Here is a 19,850-nt window from a genome sequence, read left to right as displayed (position 1 = left end):
CCGAAGAGGGCCGGGAAGCCCACCGGGCTTCCCTAAGCCTTGTCCTGTCCGGCTATCGCCGGACCTGAGCCGGTCGGACGGCCCACCGGGCCGTCCTCAAGCCGGAAGATCAGCTCTGCTGCTCTTCCGGCTTCATGTTGTCTTGCTTGGCTATCGCCAAGCCCGAAGAGGGCCGGACGGCCCACCGGGCCGTCCTAAGCCTGAGATTGAAGCCTCAGGCTTCAATCTCAGGCTTGCCCTCTTCGGCCCACAACGTGTGGAACACGCCGGGCTTGTCGACGCGGCCGTAGGTGTGAGCGCCGAACAGGTCGCGCTGCGACTGGGTCAGAGCGGTGGGCAGACGCTTGGAGCGCAGGCCGTCGTAGTAGGCCAGGGAGCTGGAGAACACCGGGGTGGGGATGCCCGCCTCGATGGCCTTGACGATCACGCGGCGCCACGCGTCCTGCGATTCGCCGATGATCTTCTCGAAGTACGGGTCGAACAGCAGCGAGGCGGGCGGGTTGTCGCCCTTGAACGCCTCGGTGATGCGGTCCAGCAGGAACTGCGCGCGGATAATGCAGCCGCCACGCCAGATGCGCGCCACCTCGGACAGGTTGATGTCCCAGCCATACTCCTTCGCGCCGTCCTGGATCTCGTTCAGGCCCTGCGCGTACGCCACCACCTTGGAGGCGAACAGCGCCTTGCGCACATCCTCGATGAACGCGGCCTTATCCTCACCGTCCAAGTCGATCGTCTTGTTCGGACCGGCCAGGTTCTCCTTCTGGGCGGCCTCGCGCAGCTCGCCGTGCGAGGACAGGGCGCGCGCGAACACGGCCTCGCCGATCGAGGCGACCGGGGAGCCGAACTCAAGACCGGTCTGCACGGTCCACGTGCCGGTGCCCTTCATGCCCGCATGGTCCACGACCACGTCCACGAACGGCTTGCCGGTGGCCGCATCCTTGTGGTGCAGCACTTCGGCGGTGATCTCGATCAGGTAGGAATCCAAATCGCCCTTGTTCCACTCGTCGAACACGTCCGCGATCTCCTCGGCGTCCAAGCCCAGACCGCGACGCAGGATGTCGTACGCCTCGCCGATCACCTGCATGTCCGCGTACTCGATGCCGTTGTGCACCATCTTCACGAAGTGGCCGGCGCCGTCGGTGCCGATGTGCGTCACGCACGGCTCGCCGTTCACCTTCGCCGCGATCGACTCAAGGATCGGGCCGAGCGTCTTCCACGACTCCACGGTGCCGCCGGGCATCAGGGACGGGCCGTTGAGCGCGCCTTCCTCGCCGCCGGACACGCCGCAGCCCACGAAGTGGAAGCCCTTGGCGCGCACCTCCTTCTCACGCTTGATGGTGTCCTTGAAGAACGAGTTGCCGCCGTCGACGATGATGTCGCCCGGCTCGAACACCTCCTCGAGCTGCTCGATCACCGCGTCGGTCGGGCCGCCGGCCTTGACCATGATGATCGCGGTGCGCGGACGCTTCAACGACGCCGCGAACTCCTCCAGCGTCTTCGCCGGCACGAAATCACCCTCGGCGCCATGCTCGGCCATGAGCTTCTCGGTACGGGAGTAATGACGGTTGAACAACGCCACCGTATTGCCGTGATGCGCCAGATTCCGCGCCAGGTTCGACCCCATCGCAGCCAGTCCGATCACACCGATATTCGCCTTAGCTTCGGCCATTGCCTTGCCTTTCGATCGAGACGTCACCCGCCCGCGTACGCCGCTGGACAGGCTTGATTATCCAAGGAAAGTCTAACCCGTCATGCACCAGCCGTCACCTACTCGTCTTATGGCGCAACGCCGCGGGATGCATCACAATGTGACGAACACGACATTTTCCGGTTCCGCCACGATTCCGCCCCTTCCGCCACGTTGCGCCGCACGCCGCGCCACGGCGTGTCCGCCGGGATTCCGGCGTTTTGCCGCCACAGCACCACGGCACTACATCTAGCGATATGCTCGACGACACGCCACTACGGATAGCGTTTACTCGGGAATCAATCCCCGGTAGTCTATCCTCCGCACGACTTCATGCCGCCGGCATCAACCGCCCACACTCGATCGGAGACCACCATGACCGTCACCGTGTTCACCAAGCCGCGTTGCCCGCAGTGCGACGCCACCAAGCGCCAGCTGACCAAGCTCGGCATCCCGTTCGAGACGGTGGACCTGACGCAGAACCCGTCCACGCTGGAACAGCTGCAGCAGGCCGGCTTCCAGCAGGCGCCGGTCGTCATCACGCCGGACAACTCGTGGACCGGCTACCGCCCGGACCTGATCCGCGAGCTCGCGAAGACCTCCGCCGCACAGGCACCCGCGGCCGCCGCGAACACCGTCGAAGCGCACGCCGTCGCCGCATGAGCACAACCCCGAAGGTCAGCGCCGCACCCAACGGCCCCAAGGATCTCAGCGCCCTGACCGGCGTGCATGAGGCCCGCCCCCGAACGGCCGCGGCAGCATCCCGACAGGTGCACGCCGCGCCCAACGGACCGCAGGACCTCAGCGCCCTGACCGGCGGCGCAGCGCCCACGAATCCCGGCAGATTCCGGACATCCTCATCGTGTGAAACGCACGATGCACAGGAGACATCGCACGAGCCGCACGTCCACACCTCCGGACACGGCGCCGCACACCGCAGCGCCCCCATCGCGCTGCACGGCGGCGAAACCACCACGCACGACGACTCCACTCCGAGCGCACCGGAATCCACGGCCCGGCAAGGCCGCGCCAAGGCCATCGGCGCACTCGTGTACTTCTCGTCCGCGTCGGAGAACACGTCGCGGTTCGTCGCCGGGCTCAAGCTCGGCGAGGCCGGCATCAACGTGTACCGCATCCCGCTCAAACCGAACGCGCCGGTGCTCAACGTGCGCGAACCGTACGTCATCATGGTGCCCACCTACGGCGGCGGCGACGCGCGCAAAGCCGTGCCGCCGCAGGTCAAACGGTTCCTCAACCGTCCGGCGAACCGCGCGTGGATCCGCGGCGTGATCGCCTCCGGAAACACGAACTTCGGCACCGCGTACGGCGCCGCGGGCGACATCATCGCCGCGAAATGCCGCGTGCCGTACCTCTACCGTTTCGAGCTGATGGGCACGCGCGAGGACTCGCGCAAGGTGCGCGACGGCCTCGTGCGATTCTTCACGCAATCGCTCTGACGCCGACGCGCTGACGACGTGACCGTGGCCGTCGGCGCCGCGGACGCGCACGGAACGTGCGGGCACCACGGCCCCGACGCCCGCAGCCGACCTATCCGACCCACCGAACAACAGACCGAACAACAGACCGCAAGACAGACCGAAAGACCCGATTCACGATGACCGACACCACCGCGAACACGAACGCCACGAACGCGACCTCAGCATCCGCCGCGAACGCGACCATCCCCAACTACGACCCCAGCACCGACTACCACGCGCTCAACGCCATGCTCAACCTGTACGACGAGCACGGCCAAATCCAGTTCGGCAAAGACAAGGAAGCCGAGCGCGCCTACATCGCGAACGAGATCGAGCCGAACACCAAGCGCTTCGCCACCACCGGCGAGCGCCTGCGCTGGCTCATCGACGGCAACTACTACGACGGCGACGTGTTCGCCCGCTACAGCGCCGAATTCCTCGACTCGTTCTACGCGCACGCCGCGGACGCGCACTACGAGTTCGAAACGTTCCTCGGCGCGTTCAAGTTCTTCCGCTCCTACGCCCTCAAATCGTTCGACGGCACAACGTACCTCGAGGACTTCCCGCAGCGTTGCGCGGCCGTCGCGCTCGACCTGGCCGCCGGCGACGAGGATGCGGCCGTGCGATACCTCGACGAAATGCTCGCCGGCCGCTTCCAGCCGGCCACGCCCACGTTCCTCAACCTCGGCAAGGCGCAGCGCGGCGAACCGGTCAGCTGCTTCCTCGTGCGCATCGAAGACAACATGGAGTCGATCTCGCGCGGCATCAACGCGGCCCTGCAGCTGTCGAAGCGCGGCGGCGGCGTGGCGCTGCTGCTGAGCAACCTGCGCGAACTCGGCGCGCCGATCAAGCACATCGAAAACCAGTCGAGCGGCGTCGTGCCCGTCATGAAGCTGCTGGAGGACTCGTTCTCGTACGCGAACCAGCTCGGCGCGCGCCAGGGCGCGGGCGCCGTCTACCTCAACGCGCATCATCCGGACATCATGCGTTTCCTCGACACCAAGCGCGAAAACGCCGACGAAAAGATCCGCATCAAGTCGCTCGCGCTCGGCGTCGTCGTGCCGGACGTGACGTTCGAACTCGCCAAGCGCAAGGAGAAGATGGCGCTGTTCAGCCCGTACGACGTGGAACGCGTGTACGGCAAACCGTTCGCCGACATCTCCGTCACCGAGAAGTACGACGAGATGGTGGCCGACGAGCGCATCAAGAAAACGTACATCGACGCGCGCAAGTTCTTCACCACGCTCGCCGAACTCCAGTTCGAATCCGGCTACCCGTACCTCGTCTTCGAAGACACCGTCAACCGCGCGAACCCGATCGACGGCCGCGTGACCATGTCGAACCTGTGCTCGGAGATCCTGCAGGTGCAGGAGCCAAGCGTCTACCGCGAAGACCTCTCCTACGAGCACGTCGGCCGCGACGTGTCCTGCAACCTCGGCTCGCTGAACATCGCGAAGGCGATGGACGGCGGCCTCGCCGGCACCGTCGAAACCGCGATCCGCGCGCTGACCGCCGTCGCCGAACACACGTCGATCGACGCGGTGCCGTCGATCCGCCGCGCCAACGAGGAAGGCCACGCGATCGGCCTCGGCCAGATGAACCTGCACGGCTTCCTCGCGCGCGAAGGATTCCGCTACGGCTCCGGCGAGGCGCTCGACTTCACCGACATGTACTTCATGACCGTCGCCTACCACGCCTACCGCGCCTCGCACGCGCTCGCCGTGGAGCGGGGCCGCGCGTTCGTCGGATTCGAGAAGTCCGATTACGCCAAGCCCGCCGGCGCCGGCAACTACTTCGACAAGTACACCGACGGACGCCGCTCCATCGAACCGCGCACCGCGGCCGTGCGCGACCTGTTCGCGCGCTACGGCGTGGCGATTCCGACCGTGGCCGACTGGGCCGCGCTGCGCGACGAGATCCTGCGCGACGGACTGTACAACCAGAACCTGCAAGCCGTGCCGCCCACCGGTTCCATCTCGTACATCAACCACAGCACGTCGTCGATCCACCCGATCGCCTCCAAGATCGAAATCCGCAAGGAAGGCAAGATCGGGCGCATGTACTACCCCGCGCCGTACATGACCAACGACAATCTGGAGTACTTCCAGGACGCGTACGAGATCGGATGGCAGGCCATCGTCGACACGTACGCCGAAGCCACCCAGCACGTCGACCAGGGCCTGTCGCTCACCTTGTTCTTCCCGGACACCGCCACCACGCGCGACGTGAACAAGGCCCAGATCTACGCGTGGCGCAAAGGCATCAAGACGCTCTACTACATCCGCATCCGCCAGCAGGCGCTTGAGGGCACGGAAGTGGCCGGCTGCGTCTCCTGCATGCTCTGATGGAGCGTCATCCGCGTTGCGGGCGGACTCGACGTACCTTCGTACGCCTTCGCCCGCCGCGCCTCGATGCCGCACGCATCAGAGTCTTCATGTGGACGGAGCGTCCTCGTCGTTGCTCCTCGGTCGACGTACCTTCGTACGCCTTCCCTCGGTGCGCCTCGAGGCCGCACACGTCACGCACACCCCACCTCCCACTCCGCCAGTCTCACCATGCACGAAACGTAGAAAGAGAGCGCGAGAATGTCGAAGACCGTATACCGCATGATTCTGCGCCTGACCGCGCCCGAGGAGTTCGCCGAGCGCGACCGTCGCACCGACGGCGACGACGACTGAACGAATCGAATCAACCGAACACACGACACACCAGCCCACAACGACAAGGAACCCACCATGGCACCGATCTCAGTACCGCGCAAACCGCTCAAGCTCATCGACCGCGTCTCCGCGATCAACTGGAACCGCCTCGAGGACGAGAAAGACCTCGAAGTGTGGGACCGCCTGACCGGCAACTTCTGGCTGCCGGAAAAGGTGCCCGTCTCCAACGACATCCCCTCCTGGCAGTCGATGAGCGAGGAGGAGCACACGCTCACCATGCGCGTGTTCACCGGTCTCACGCTGCTCGACACGATCCAGGGCACCGTGGGCGCGGTCTCGCTCATCCCGGACGCGCTCACACCGCACGAGGAGGCCGTGTACACGAACATCGCGTTCATGGAGTCCGTGCATGCGAAGTCGTACTCCTCCATCTTCTCCACGCTGTGCTCGACCGAGCAGATCGACGCCGCGTTCGCATGGAGCGAGGAGAACGAGTATCTGCAGAAGAAGGCGCAAATCGTGCTCGACTACTACGAGGGCGACAGCCCCCTGAAGCGCAAGGTCGCTTCCACGCTGCTCGAATCGTTCCTGTTCTACTCCGGCTTCTACCTGCCGATGTACTTCTCGAGCCACGCGAAGCTCACGAACACCGCCGACGTGATCCGCCTCATCATCCGCGACGAGGCCGTGCACGGCTACTACATCGGCTACAAGTACCAGAAGGGTCTGGAACTGGCGAGCGAGGCGAAGCGCGAGGAACTGCGCGAATACACGTACGACCTCCTGAACGAGCTGTACGACAACGAGGTGGAGTACACCGAGTCGCTGTACGGCGGCGTGGGTCTCGTGGACGACGTGGAGAAGTTCCTGCGCTACAACGGAAACAAGGCGCTGATGAACCTCGGCTACCCGGCCCTGTTCCCCGCGGAGATCTGCGACGTGAACCCGGCGATCATCGCCTCCCTCTCGCCGAATGCGGACGAGAACCACGACTTCTTCTCCGGTTCCGGCTCCTCCTACGTGATGGGCAAGGCCGAGGAGACCGACGACGACGATTGGGACTTCTGAGCCATCGCTCCCGACTGTTCTCGGCGCGATTTTCGTGCGCAAAACCGGTGTTTTGCGCACGAAAATCGCGCCGATGGTTATCCGCTCAGAGTAGGCGCCGCAGATGGCGCCACCATGGGGACGTGTCTAGTTCACCATGGGGGCGCCATCTGCGTTACGAGGGGTGCATTTCCGCCATTGTCGGGGTTTATCTGCGTTACGAGGGGTGCCTCGCCTGCGGCATACGGCCTATTATGGGCGTAATCGGGCCTGAATGGGCGTGGGGCAACGATGCCGGGCACCCCTTGTAACGCAGATGGATGTCCGAGAGGACGCCGATGTACCCCTCCCAACGCAACAAGCCGGCAATGGAAGCGGGCCGCACCACGCAGCGGCCCGACACACACCGCCGGCATGCGGCCGAATGGAAGGCAAAGCCCTCCTCATCCGATGCGAAGTGGTTGAATAGGGGTATCTGGCTTCGGACAAGGAGGAGTTCCATGATCAACGAGGAATACAAGGCGATGCTCGGCGGCAAATCCGTCATCCGCGAATTGAGCGAATACGCGACGGCCCGCGGCAAGGAAATCGGGTACGAGAACGTCTTCGACTACTCGCTCGGCAACCCCTCCGTGCCGGCGCCCGCCGACTTCACCAGGACGATGGTCGACCTGTACGAGCACGGCGACCCGGTCGCCATCCACGGCTACTCCCCCTCGCTCGGCATTCCGAGCGTGAAGGAGGCCATCGCCGATTCGCTCAACCGCCGATTCGGCACCAGCTACACCGGCAACCACATCTTCCCGACCACCGGCGCGGCCGGCGCCCTCGCCCACGCGATGCGCGCCGTTACCAAACCCGGCGACGAGATCATCACGTTCGCACCGTACTTCCCCGAATACCAGCCGTACGTGAACGGCACCGGCGCGCACCTGACCGCCATCCCCGCAGACACCGCGAGCTTCCAGATCAACTTCGAGGCGTTCGAGGAGGCGCTCAACCCGAACGTGCAGGCGGTGCTCATCAACACGCCGAACAACCCGTCCGGCGCCGTCTACTCCGAGGCGACGCTCACGCGCCTCGCCTCGATCCTCACCGCGAAGCAGCAAGAATACGGCCACGACATCTTCCTCATCAGCGACGAACCGTACCGCGAGATCGTGTTCGACGGCAACGCACAGCCGTACTCGGCGAACTTCTATGCGAACACGCTCACCTGCTACTCGTGGTCGAAGTCGCTGAGCCTGCCGGGCGAGCGCATCGGCTACGTGGCGGTGAACCCGGCCGCCACGGACGCGGACCTGCTCGTGCCGATGATGGGCCAGATCTCGCGCGGCACCGGCCACAACTGCCCGCCGAGCTCGATCCAGCTGGGCGTGGCGAAGGTGCTCGACGAGACCTCCGACCTGTCCGTGTACGAGACGAACATGAACCTGCTGTACGACGCGCTCACGTCGATCGGCTTCGACGTGGTGCGCCCCGGCGGCACGTTCTACATCTTCCCGAAGGCGCTCGAGGAGAACGCGACCGCGTTCTGCCTCAAGGCGAAGGAATACGATCTAATCCTCGTGCCGTCGGAGAGCTTCGGCGTGCCCGGCTACTTCCGCATGGCCTACTGCATAGACACGGAGAAGGTCAAGCGGTCGATCCCCGCGCTGGAACGCTTCGCCCGCGAACAGTACGGACTGTAGGCGTAGGGCCGGCCCGAAGACCTACCCGGTGACGCCGGGCGTCACGCCCTGCCGGCCTTGGACGGGTCGATGCTCATCGTCTGGAACCGGTTCGCCATGAAATCGTCACCGTAATTCATGGCGAACCACTGGGTGATGGGCGAATCCTGCGGCAGGCCGGCCATGCGCCCGTACCAGCAGTCGAGCGCCATCAGCGTGAACACGATGTCGACGACCATCAGCACCGCGCACACGGTGGTGAGCGAATACCGCACCTTCCACGGGATGCGGTTGATGAGCCGCAGCAGCCGCGGCAGAATCCACCGCACCCATACCACGCCGATCAGCCCCCAGAAGACCATGTATTTGCCGGACGTGCGCCCGTCGATCGAAAGCCACTGGCCGGTGTAGTCCCATGCGGTGATGCCGAACGCCACCTCCATGAACCAGCTGGTCGCGTATTCGAACACGCCGCCGATCACCGCCGACGCGCAGAAGATGAGGAACGGGTTCGACTTCCACAACCGGTTGAGCGAGACGGTGACGAGCACCGCGCCGCACCCGTAGATCGGCGAGAACGGGCCCCACAGCAGGCCCGCGCGGTCCTGCAGTTCGCCGTGGTACATCGCCATGTGGTATACGGTCTCGATGGCGAGGCCGAACACGCACGCCACGGTGAACAGCCAGAAGATGTTGAAGAAGTCGAGCGCGATATAGCCTTTGCCGGACGGGTCGCGCCCGAGCATGCCCGTTTTGACGGCGCTTTCGTAGGCGGAACGGTCGTCCATGCGTTTGAGCGCGCGTTGCAGACGTCGTTCCTCGATCAGCCCGGGATCGCACGCCACGGACACCGCCACGAGCAGCGCCATGCGCACGCCCGGCGCGATGAGGTTCGCGCCCAATCCTTCCAGCGCGAGCGACAGCATGCCTTCGGCCAGTGTGACGGGCATCAGCACGTACGCCCATCGCGCGGCGTAGCGGCGGCGGTTGCGCAGCAGCAGCACGCCGAACACGACGAGCGCGATGGCGGAGGCGATGAGCACGAGCGCCTGCAGCGCGGTGAGCACGGCCGTCAGACTGGCCGCGTCGAACGTGAGCTCGCCGCGCATGATCGACTTGACGGCGGCGATGGACGCGAGCACGACGATCGGCAATGTGACGAGCCCGTCGAGCAGTACGAGCACGCCGTAGACGCGCACGATGAACGGCAAGCGCGTGGCGTCGAGCCGATCCTGTTCGTCGAGTTCCACCGCGACGAGATCCGCGACCGCCGCCGATTCGGTTCCGGCGAGCGCACCTGCGGACGCATCGGTCTCCGCATCGTTTCGGGCCGACCCGCCCTGCTGCGATGCCGGCGTCACGGATTGCGCCGACTCTTTCTTCTGGGACTGCACCATACCGGCTCCCTTCCGCGCCCGATGCTGACGAACCAACGGCTCCGGGCCAACGGCGCAGGAGCGACAACATCCCAACGATGTCAATAGGCTAACATGACGGCCCGTAACCCCGTTTCCCGGTATTTACAGCGCCGAACGGACGAAATGACGCCCCTGGAACGTCCGTTTGACGCTGTAAAGCGGGAATAACGGTGGATTTGCCCGTATTGTTTGGCCGCTGCCCGTAATTCCCCGGGGCCATTGGCCTCGGCTCCTTCCCGAATCGAACCTCCGCAACGACGGCAAACGTTCGTTTTCAGGAAACGTCCAAGAACCGTACAGCGATGATTACGTAAGCCCGAAGAAGGCTTGCACGGCCACGCAAGCCTTCTCCCCGGCCGCAGCGGTGTACTGAATACCGAACACACCGACCGAACGGACTCCGATCGCCGGCACCATCGGCCCACCACCCCGGCGACCGGAGGCGCCGCCGCAAGCGTTTGGCGCACATCGAACGGTCGGACTGCAAAGGAAAGGCATCATCATGAGCAGCATCACTCAGGCCTCCGGCAAGCGGCGGATCATGGCCCGTGCGAACCGCGCGAACGCCGGCGAGACCAGCACCGCCACCAACACTGCCACGGGGCCGACCCCCAACACCGCGAAACGCCCCGCCCGTGGCCGCAACATCACCTCCTCGAGCGGCGCAATCGTCGGTTTGGCCGCCGCGGCCGCACTCGTCGTCGGCTTCGGCGGCGGCGCGGCCGGCACGGCGATCATGCGAACCACAACCGGCGGCACCGCCCCGAACGGCACCATCACCAACCAGATGGGCGTCCCCGGCGGCGCGAACACGATGAGCTACGACTACACCGGCACCTACACGGCGGCGCTCACGGCAGACGGCAAGTCGGTCGAATCGACGGGCGAGACCACGTCGGCCACCGACACCGACCAGAACGCGGCACTCGCGCGCAACGGCGGCACGTTGACCCTCACCGACGCGACGCTGACGAAATCCGGTGACTCCGACAATGCCGACAACAACAACTTCTACGGCACGAACTCCGTCTCCCTGACCGTCGGCGAAGACTCGAAAACCGTGATTTCCGGGTCGACACTCACCGCCGACTCGTCCGGTTCGAACGCCGTGTTCGTCACCGACTCGGGCACCGCACTCGTCTCCGACACGCAAATCGACACGACCGGCGACAATTCGCGCGGCCTCGACGCGACGTACGGCGGCACGATCCTCGCCGGCAGCATCACGGCGGACACGCAGGGCGACCACAGCGCGACCGTCGCCACCGACCGCGGCGGCGGCTCGATCTCGCTCAACGACGCCACGCTGAACACCGCCGGTTCCGGCTCACCGTTGCTCTACTCGACCGGCGACGTGCAGGTGACGAACGTGACCGGCACGTCCACCGGCTCGCAGATCGCCGGCATGGAGGGTCTCAACACGATCCTCATCAAGGATTCGACTTTGACCAGCACGATCACGGACAAGACGGCGAGCGACCCAGTGGCGAACGGTGTCATCATCTACCAGTCGACCTCCGGCGACGCGGAATCCTCGACCGGCGAGCACGCGACGTTCCAGGCCGCCGATTCGACGCTGAAATCCGCGATCGAATCCGGTTCGATGTTCTACTTCACGAACACCACGGCCGACGTCGTCCTGTCGAACACGACGCTCGACTTCGATTCGGACAAGGCGGCGCTCATCACCGCGGCCGGCAACAACGCGAACAGTTGGGGCCAGGCCGGTTCGAACGGCGCGACGGTCACGTTCACCGGCCGCAATCAGACGCTCAAGGGCACGGTGAGCGCGGACACGATTTCGTCGGTCACGCTGAACCTGCTTGAGGGTTCGACGTGGACCGGCGCCGCGAGCATCACCGAAAACGCGAGCGCGCCGTCCGACGGCACGACGGACGCGCCGATCACGGTGAACGTGGACGGCACCTCCACGTGGGTCGTGACCGGCGACGCCACCGTTTCCGCGCTCAACGTGGCGGACGGCGGCAAGGTCGTCGACGCCGACGGCGATACGGTCACGATCAAGACGAACGGCAAGACCGTCGTCAAGGGCGATTCCGACGTAGCGGTGACCGTGACCGGCGACTATTCGACGACATTGCCCGACGACGCGACCGGCGACGGCACGACGCTCGCCACCGACCTCATCGACCGTTCCGACTACGACACGCAGTTCGGCACCTCGACCACATGGTCGATGTGAGCGGATGCCGATGCGGCGGCCTCGTCATTCGTTTCTTTCCTTTTCCACCAACCCCCATCCACTTCCATCGATTCCACCTCTGAAAGGACTCATCATGACCAGCACCAACAACACCAGCGCCAACGGCAACGCGACGAACGACCAGAACACCACCGTCATCGGCCGGCAGGATTCCGCCGACCGCGGCGAAACGACCACGACCACGCTGCCGCCGCAGCAGACCGCTCCGGCCCAGCAGCCCGGCGCCCAGAACGCGTTCGGCACCACCTACAGCGCGGCCCCACACGCCCAGACCACGCGCGGGGCAGGCGAGTCCACGCAAGTCGATTCCACACCTGCAAACCGATTCGGCAACGGATACGGGCAGAACGGATACGGCGCAGCCGGCGGCTTCGCAGGAGCTTCCGGCGGATACTCGTACACGCCCGCATTCACACCGAACACACAGGCCACGCCGTCTGGAATCGGCAACGCTTCGGGCGTGGCCGCGCCCGGAGAGGGCTTCCCGGGCGGCGTTCCCGGAATCGCGGCCGGAACACCCGCCGGCAAGCTGGGCGGCAAGGCGATCGCAATCATCGCGGGCGTGACGCTGGTGTGCGGCCTGCTCGGCGGCGTGGCGGGCGGCGTCACCGTGAGCGCGCTGACCAAGTCCGACGGCCCCGGCACCAGCCAGATGGGCCAGATGCCCGGCGGCTCGAACGGCATGGGACCGGGCAACGGGCAAGGCGGTGGCATGGGGCCGATGAGCGGTGCCGATTCCCAGGGCTCCTCCGGCTCGGACTCCAGCGATTCGGGTTCCGGCTCCTCCAGCAGCTACTCGGGCAACGCCTCCTCCGGCGATGCCATCGCCTCCTGATCTCCAGCCTCAGTGTGCGGAATTACTTGCACACCGTATAGCTAAACCCGCCCCCGGTACGCAACCCCCGGTACGCGGAATCGCCTGATTCCGCGCGCCGGGGTATTAGCGTTGCTCCACATCAGAACCATCACGCGGAGTGTGGAGCGCCGCTGCACCACACTCCACCCCGTGAAGGCTCCATCACAGTTATGTGGAGCAATATCGCTCCACACCCCATCACATCAGTACCATTCCCACCCAGTGTGGAGCAGCGCCGCACCACACTCCGCCCACGAAAGACCCCGCAATAATTGTGTGGAGCAATATCGCTCCACACCCCTCCCACAGACCCGCACTTCCCCACCATGTGGAGCACGGCCGCACCACACAAGCATCCCGCAACCGCGTGTGGAGCAGCACCGCACCACACTCAACCCCGCGGGCGCCCATCACGATTGCGTGGAGCAATAACGCTCCACACTCCATCACAAACCCTCAATTTCCCCCCGTGTGGAGCAACGCCGCGCCACACTCCGCCCGACGAGAGCCCCGCGCGGAGATATTAATTAGACACTTTGCCTACCGACACGGCAATCGATGGTGATTTTCCGTTCCCGTGGACTAGGGTATGCAGTGGAATAGGGAATGTCGACATAAAAAATTGACAGTGCGTCAAACAGGAGGGTGAGAGCACCACGACGCACAGCGCCGGACGAACACCGATCCGTAGAGCGGGCAAACCGGGGACTGCGGCACGGAACGTGACGGTACCGACAACGCTCCGCCGCACAACACCGAGGTCCCGTCACCACAGGAACGGTGCGGCACCGCGAGTCGCGGCCGTACCACGGGCCGCACCACACAGTGCGGCGCGGCCCGTGCGACTCGGCCCGCACGGCACTACGCCGCACGGCGCAGTGTCCGCATGACATAATGCCCGCACGGCGCACCGTGTTATGCACGCCGGGACACGACACGGCATGACACAGCACCGTGCGGTGTGTACACCGCGGCACGGCACACCGCCGCACGCCAACGTACCGCACCCCGCGCACACCCCGCGCACACAACAGCACACGACAACACAGGCAAGAGTAAAGGACAGCAAAGCATGGGCAACGTTCTCGCGATACTGAAACGCGACCTCATCCGCATGCTCAAGGTACCTGCGGCATGGGTCATCGCCGCGGGCCTCATCCTCATCCCCCCGCTGTACGCGTGGTTCAACATCGTGGGATTCTGGAACCCGTACGGCAACACGCACGGCATCCAAGTGGTCGTCGCCAACAACGACAAAGGCACCGACAACGCACTCATCGGCAAACAGAACCTCGGCGATCAGATCGTCACCCAGCTCGAGGCGAACAACCAGCTCGGCTGGATGTTCGCCAGCGAATCCGCGGCGATGAGCCAAGTCGAATCCGGCAAAGCCTACGCCGCCATCATCATCCCCGAAGACTTCAGCGACCGCATGGCCGGCGTCGTCACCGGCGGCAAACGCCCGAACCTCGAATACTACGTCAACGAAAAAGCGAGCGCCATCGCGCCGAAAATCACCGACATCGGCGCCAGCACCGTCGACACGCAGGTCAACGGCACGTTCGTCTCCACCGTCAGTGAAGTCCTCTCCGAAGCGGTCAACAAGGCGAGCGACAAAGCCAGTGCCACCGCCGGCACGCTCCAGACGAAAACGCTCACGTCACTCGACGAGGCGCGACGCGACGTCGTCAACACGCGCGACAAAATCAGCGAACTCACCACCACGCTCAAGCAGACGCCCACCAAAACGCAGGAGGCGCGCACCGCGCTCGCCGACGTGCAACGTCTCGCCGCCGACGCGAGCAGCGGCCTGAACAGCACGTCGCAGCTCATCGGCGCCACGCAATCCACGCTCAACACGTTCGTCTCGTCCACGTCCGGCACGCTCGACACCGGCACGTCGCTGCTGTCGCAGGCATCGCAGCAGGCGAGCGACGGCGTCAACCAGGTGGCGGGCGGCATCACCGTCGCGAACGGCGCCGTCGGCGACGCGGTGACGACGCTCACGCAGGTCAACCAGACGAACAAGCAGGTCATCGACACGCTCAACGGCATCGTCGCGAACCCGCCCGCCGGCATCGACACCACCGCCCTCCAGCAGGTCATCGACAAGCTCGAACGGCAGAACGCGGCCACCGCCGAAACGCTCAAGGACGCGAAGACCCTCAACGACGACACGGCGAAGACCGCGCAGTCCGTCGCCGGTCTCGCCACGAACTTCAACAACGCCACGCAGTCGACGCTCGCCACCACCACCAACGCGCGCAAGACGCTCACGTCCGGCGCGCTGCCGCAGCTCAACAGCGGACTCAACACGCTCGCCGGCACCACCGGCACGCTCGCCGGCGGACTGACCAGTCAGGGCGCGCTGGTCGACCAGACGAACGTCGTGCTCGACCAGCTCGACCACGCCGCCGCGGACACCGTCACCGCGCTCGACGATACGGACAAGACGCTGGCAGGCGTGCAGACGCGGCTCGACACGGTCGCCACCGACCTGCGCGCGCTCGACACGTCCACCACGCTCGGCGACCTGTTCGGCGACGGTTCCGGCAAACTCGACACGAAGCGCATCGCGGAGTTCATGCTCTCCCCGACCGTGCTCGACACGAAGAAGCTGTACCCGGTCAACGCGTACGGCTCCGGCATGGCGCCGCTGTTCACCAACATGGCCCTGTGGGTGGGCGCGTTCGCGCTCGCCGTGATCCTGAAGCTCGAAACCGACGACGAGGGCATCGAGAACATGTCGATCACGCAGGGCTATCTGGGCCGGTTCACGCTGTTCAGCGTGTTCGCGGCGGCGCAGGGCGCGGTCACGACGATCGGCGACCTCGTCCTCGGCGTGCAGAGCGTGAACCCGTTCGCGTTCGTACTCACCGGCGTGATCACCTCGCTCGTGTACGCCTCGCTGATCTTCGCCCTGTCGACCACGTTCCTGCATGTCGGCAAGGGCGTGTGCGTCGCGCTGATCATCCTGCAGATTCCGGGCGCGTCCGGACTGTACCCGATTGAGATGATGCCGGACTTCTTCCGCAACCTGTACCCGTACTTCCCGTTCACGTATTCGATCGACGCGTTCCGTGAGACGATCGGCGGATTCTACGGCAACCAGTGGTGCGTGAAAATCGGCCATCTGCTCGTCTACTGGGTGCTGGGCCTCGCGCTCGGCATCCTGATCCGACCGCTCATGGCGAACGTGAACCGTCTGTTCGCGCGCGAGATCGCGGAAAGCGACATGATCATCGGCGAACCGGTGCACATGCCGGGCACCGAATACCGTCTGTCCACCGCGGTGCGCATGCTCACCAGCCACGAAGGCTACCGGGAGCGCGTCGAACGGCAGGCGGCGCGTTTCGCCGTGCTCTACCCGCGGCTCAAGCGGTGGGCGCTCGTCGCAGGCATCGTCGTGCCCGTCATCCTCGCGGTCACGTTCTCGCTCACGCCGAACACGAAGCTCGAGGCGTTGCTCGCATGGCTCATCTGGATCCTCATCATCATGGCGTTCCTCATCGCCATCGAATACATGAACGACAACCTGCGCCGGCAGACGGAGCTCGGCAACCTCGACGACGACGCGATCCGCGCGTACATCCGCGAGCGCGAACGCACCCGCGCGAAGGCGAGGGCGCGCAAGTGCGAACGAGTGAGGGAGCGCCTCGTCAAACCGTTGGAACCCACTCATGAAGGGAGACGCGCGCAATGAGCACGATCTGGCGCCTGTTCACCGGGGACGTGAAACGCATGTTCAGCAACGTCGTCTCCATCATCATCGTCATCGGACTGGTGGTGATTCCGGGATTGTTCTCCTGGTTCAACATCGCGGCGAGCTGGAATCCGTTCGGCAATCTCAAAAACCTGAAGTTCGCGGTGGCGAGCGTGGATGAAGGCTACAAGTCGGATCTCATCCCCGTGAAGATCACCATCGGCGACACCGTCGTGAACACGCTGCGCGCCAATTCGGAACTCGACTGGACGATCACGTCGAAGGACGACGCGATCGACGGCACGAAGTCCGGAAAATACTATGCGGCCATCGTCATTCCGAAGGATTTCAGCCGGAAGATGATGACGTTCTTCTCCGCCGACGTGGAGCACGTGAAGATCGACTACTACGACAACGAGAAGAAGAACGCGCTCGCGCCGAACCTCACCACGGAAGGCGCGACGGAAGTGAGCACGCAGATCAACGAAATGTTCGCCGAAACGCTGACGGGCACGGCGTTGTCGATCGCGTCGCAGCTCGCCGAGGACGTGTCGTCGCCGCAGGCGCAGACCGCGCTCGCACGGTTCAGCGCGAATCTCGGCGATTTCGCGACGACGCTGAACGGCGCGTCGACGACGCTCGCCGACTACGCGACGATCACCGGTTCCGCCGGCACGCTGCTCGACGCGTCCGGCGCGTTGCTCGACAACGCCGCCGGTTCGGCGAGCGATGCCGGCAAGCAGCTGGACGGCGCGAAGCAGGGTGTGAGCGACCTGTCCGGCGCGATGGGCACCGCGGCCGAGGCGCTGTCCGGCGCGCTGTCGAGCAGCGCGGACAGCTACGGCGCGGTGGCCGACGCGGTCGACACGCTGTACGCGGACGCGGGCACGCAGGCCACGGACACGGCCGGCGCGCTGGAGACGCAGGCGAAGCATGTCGGCACGCAGATCGCGCAATACCAGTCGATCCGCCAGTCCATCGCCGATTTGCAGGGCAGGCTGCCCGCGAACCTGCAATCGGCGTTGCAACCGATGCTGGACCGTCTCGACGCGGCGATCGCGCTGCAGCAGTCGCTGCAGACGCGGCTCAACGATGCGGCTGCGTCCGTGCGCGCGAAGAACGCGGACATGCAGGACAAGCACGCGCAGGTGAAGGATCTCGCCGTGCAGGCGCAGTCCGCGATCGCTGGCGTGAAGTCGGATTTCGACACGCAGGTCAAACCGCAGCTCACGCAGCTGAACGCCTCCGTGACCGATGCGACGAGGATTCTGGACGCGGGCGCCTCGCGGCTGACGGGCACGCTCGACGATCTGCATACGACCGCCGACAGCGCGAAGACCAATCTGGCCGACGTGCAGGGCACGCTGACGAAGGTGTCCGACAAGCTCGCGGCTGCGGGCAAGGAGCTTGGATCGTTCGAAAGCAAGCTCACGGACGCGTTGAACAGCGGCGACATGAGCATGGTCCGGGAGGTGCTGGGCAATAATCCGGAGACGCTGGCGGCCACGTTGGCGGCACCGGTCGAGTTGAAGCGCAAGGCCCTGTTCCCGGTCGCGAACTTCGGTTCGTCGCTCGCGCCGCTGTACCTGCTGTTGCCGTTGTGGGTGGGCGCGCTGCTCATGGCCGTCACGTTGAAGACGACGGTGTCGCGGCGAATCCGCAGCGAACTGGGCGACCCGCGGCCGCATCAGATGTATCTGGGACGGTACGGAATCTTCGCGCTGCTCGCGCTGCTGCAGAGCACATTCGCGTTCGGAGGCGCGCTGCTGTTCATCCACGTGCAGGCCGTACACCCGCTGCTGTTCATGCTCACCGGCTGGGCGAGCTCGCTGCTGTTCTCGTTCTTCGCGTACACGATGGTGGTGAGCTTCGGCAACGTGGGCAAGGCGATCGGCGTGCTGATGCTGATCATGCAGATCGCGGGCTCGAACGCGGCGTACCCGCTGCAGGTGCTGCCCGACTGGCTGGCTGCGATCAGTCCGCTGCTGCCCATCACGCATTCGGTGACGATGATCCGTGCGGCCATCGCGGGCATCTACGAGATGGACTATTGGAAGGCGTTGGGCGCGCTGGCGTTGTATGTGCTGCCGCTGCTGCTCATCGGCCTGGTGCTGCGCAAGCCCCTGGTCAAGTTCAACCAGTGGTACGTGGCGAAGGTGGAAAGCACCAAGGTGGTGGCGTAGCGGGTTCGGGCGGCGCCGTGCGGGTTCCGGCACGCGACGTGCCGGGATATGCGTGCTGGGACCCGCCCATTACCTGCTAACCCTGTGAAGTGGTCTGGCGCTTGTTCGTCTCTACTGCGAGACGGTAGTTCGTCGTCGGATTTACGCAGCCGGGACGTGAACCTGCGCAGTCCGATGGCGAACCTGCGCGTTGTAGCATCGAACCTGCGCGATTAGGTCTCGAACCTGTACAGTCCGATGCCGAACCTGCGCATGGGGGTCGTGAAGACCGGCTCGCGCCGGGCGGGGTGGCATCAGGGGTTTCCTTGGTATTCCGGGCTTTTCGTGATGTGGCGCATATGTTCCGGATCCTTGCGGCAGGCTTCTTTCAGTACCCCCGTGCGCAGGTTATGGCTTGGACTGCGCAGGTTGGAGCCCGGATTGCGCAAGTTCAGTCGCCGATTGCGCAGGTTGAGGTGGTGCCGTTTTCTTGGACTGGGGGTTACGGGAGGCGGGCCATGGCGAGGTATACGAGGGAGCAGCGGCGGCGTGCGGTGGAGTTGTACATCCGGTACGAGTGCTGCACGGCGGACGTGATCCGGGAGTTGGGGTATCCCAGCCGGAATACGTTGCGCATGTGGCATCGGGACTGGCTCGAGGAACGGAAGACTGCCAGGCCGGATGAACGTGGGCATGCTTGGTCAAACGAACACGGGGATGCCCTAGCCGTCGTGCCGCGTGCGGGGCACCTCGCCCCACACCATCCTCCACCCCACCATTCCCATGGTGCGGTAACACAATTCCTCCATAATGGTGGAATTCCGCCATTTTCAGCAACCGCACCATGGGCCGTTTACCGCACCATGGGAAAGCGCAAGGTGGGAAGTATGGGGGAAGTGGGGGGGTGGTAGGTGGGGTAGGGGAAGTGGGGTGGGAGAAGTGGGG

At 65.0% G+C, this 19,850-nt stretch carries 12 protein-coding genes; 10 read left to right on the top strand and 2 right to left on the bottom strand.

The window, feature by feature from the left end; translation table 11 throughout:
- Positions 1-214: 214 nt before the first annotated feature.
- Positions 215-1,669 carry an NADP-dependent phosphogluconate dehydrogenase gene (gene gnd, locus BFAL_RS02215; protein WP_055426809.1) on the bottom strand — a complete coding sequence of 485 codons (1,455 nt, stop codon included), beginning with the start codon at positions 1,667-1,669 and terminating at the stop codon, positions 215-217.
- 393 nt (positions 1,670-2,062) lie between these two features.
- Here gnd and BFAL_RS02210 point away from each other — a divergent pair, with 393 nt between their 5' ends.
- The 5 genes from BFAL_RS02210 (at position 2,063) to BFAL_RS02190 (ending at position 8,563) form a co-directional block, all read left to right on the top strand.
- Entirely contained in the window at positions 2,063-2,350 is a 288-nt protein-coding gene (locus BFAL_RS02210; protein WP_055426808.1) for a glutaredoxin family protein, read from the top strand.
- Positions 2,351-2,724: 374 nt separating this feature from the next.
- The gene (gene nrdI, locus BFAL_RS02205; protein ID WP_236691628.1) at positions 2,725-3,144 is read left to right on the top strand and encodes a class Ib ribonucleoside-diphosphate reductase assembly flavoprotein NrdI; all 420 of its coding nucleotides are present in this window, start codon (positions 2,725-2,727) and stop codon (positions 3,142-3,144) included.
- A gap of 158 nt (positions 3,145-3,302) precedes the next feature.
- On the top strand, positions 3,303-5,510 hold the full coding sequence (gene nrdE / locus BFAL_RS02200) for a class 1b ribonucleoside-diphosphate reductase subunit alpha (RefSeq protein ID WP_055426807.1): 2,208 nt from the start codon (positions 3,303-3,305) through the stop codon (positions 5,508-5,510).
- A 390-nt stretch (positions 5,511-5,900) separates the two neighbouring features.
- Positions 5,901-6,893: a class 1b ribonucleoside-diphosphate reductase subunit beta gene (gene nrdF / locus BFAL_RS02195; protein ID WP_055426806.1), complete on the top strand. Its 993-nt coding sequence runs from the start codon at positions 5,901-5,903 to the stop codon at positions 6,891-6,893.
- Between the two features lie 479 nt (positions 6,894-7,372).
- Positions 7,373-8,563, top strand: coding sequence for a pyridoxal phosphate-dependent aminotransferase (locus BFAL_RS02190; protein WP_055426805.1), 1,191 nt, complete (start codon positions 7,373-7,375; stop codon positions 8,561-8,563).
- Between the two features lie 41 nt (positions 8,564-8,604).
- Here BFAL_RS02190 and BFAL_RS02185 read toward each other — a convergent pair whose 3' ends face one another.
- Positions 8,605-9,939, bottom strand: coding sequence for a putative ABC transporter permease (locus tag BFAL_RS02185; protein WP_055426804.1), 1,335 nt, complete (start codon positions 9,937-9,939; stop codon positions 8,605-8,607).
- 523 nt (positions 9,940-10,462) lie between these two features.
- Here BFAL_RS02185 and BFAL_RS02180 point away from each other — a divergent pair.
- The 5 genes from BFAL_RS02180 to BFAL_RS11950 all read left to right on the top strand — a co-directional run bounded on the left by BFAL_RS02180 (position 10,463) and on the right by BFAL_RS11950 (position 19,816).
- The gene (locus tag BFAL_RS02180; protein WP_236691626.1) at positions 10,463-12,163 is read left to right on the top strand and encodes a beta strand repeat-containing protein; all 1,701 of its coding nucleotides are present in this window, start codon (positions 10,463-10,465) and stop codon (positions 12,161-12,163) included.
- A 94-nt stretch (positions 12,164-12,257) separates the two neighbouring features.
- Positions 12,258-13,019 (top strand): hypothetical protein, encoded by a 762-nt coding sequence (locus BFAL_RS02175; RefSeq protein ID WP_055426803.1) that lies wholly within the window; start codon positions 12,258-12,260, stop codon positions 13,017-13,019.
- A gap of 1,093 nt (positions 13,020-14,112) precedes the next feature.
- Positions 14,113-16,743 carry a YhgE/Pip domain-containing protein gene (locus BFAL_RS02170; protein WP_055426802.1) on the top strand — a complete coding sequence of 877 codons (2,631 nt, stop codon included), beginning with the start codon at positions 14,113-14,115 and terminating at the stop codon, positions 16,741-16,743.
- Positions 16,740-18,926 (top strand): YhgE/Pip domain-containing protein, encoded by a 2,187-nt coding sequence (locus BFAL_RS02165; protein ID WP_055426801.1) that lies wholly within the window; start codon positions 16,740-16,742, stop codon positions 18,924-18,926. Before BFAL_RS02170 ends, BFAL_RS02165 begins: the two co-directional genes overlap by 4 nt.
- A gap of 338 nt (positions 18,927-19,264) precedes the next feature.
- Positions 19,265-19,816 carry a transposase gene (locus BFAL_RS11950; RefSeq protein WP_082440280.1) on the top strand — a complete coding sequence of 184 codons (552 nt, stop codon included), beginning with the start codon at positions 19,265-19,267 and terminating at the stop codon, positions 19,814-19,816.
- The last annotated feature ends 34 nt before the right edge of the window (positions 19,817-19,850 follow it).

The organism is Bifidobacterium aesculapii (assembly GCF_001417815.1).
Classification (GTDB): domain Bacteria; phylum Actinomycetota; class Actinomycetes; order Actinomycetales; family Bifidobacteriaceae; genus Bifidobacterium; species Bifidobacterium aesculapii.
Note: the sequence above shows the minus strand (reverse complement) of the source record. Positions and strands in the feature narration are given on the sequence as shown.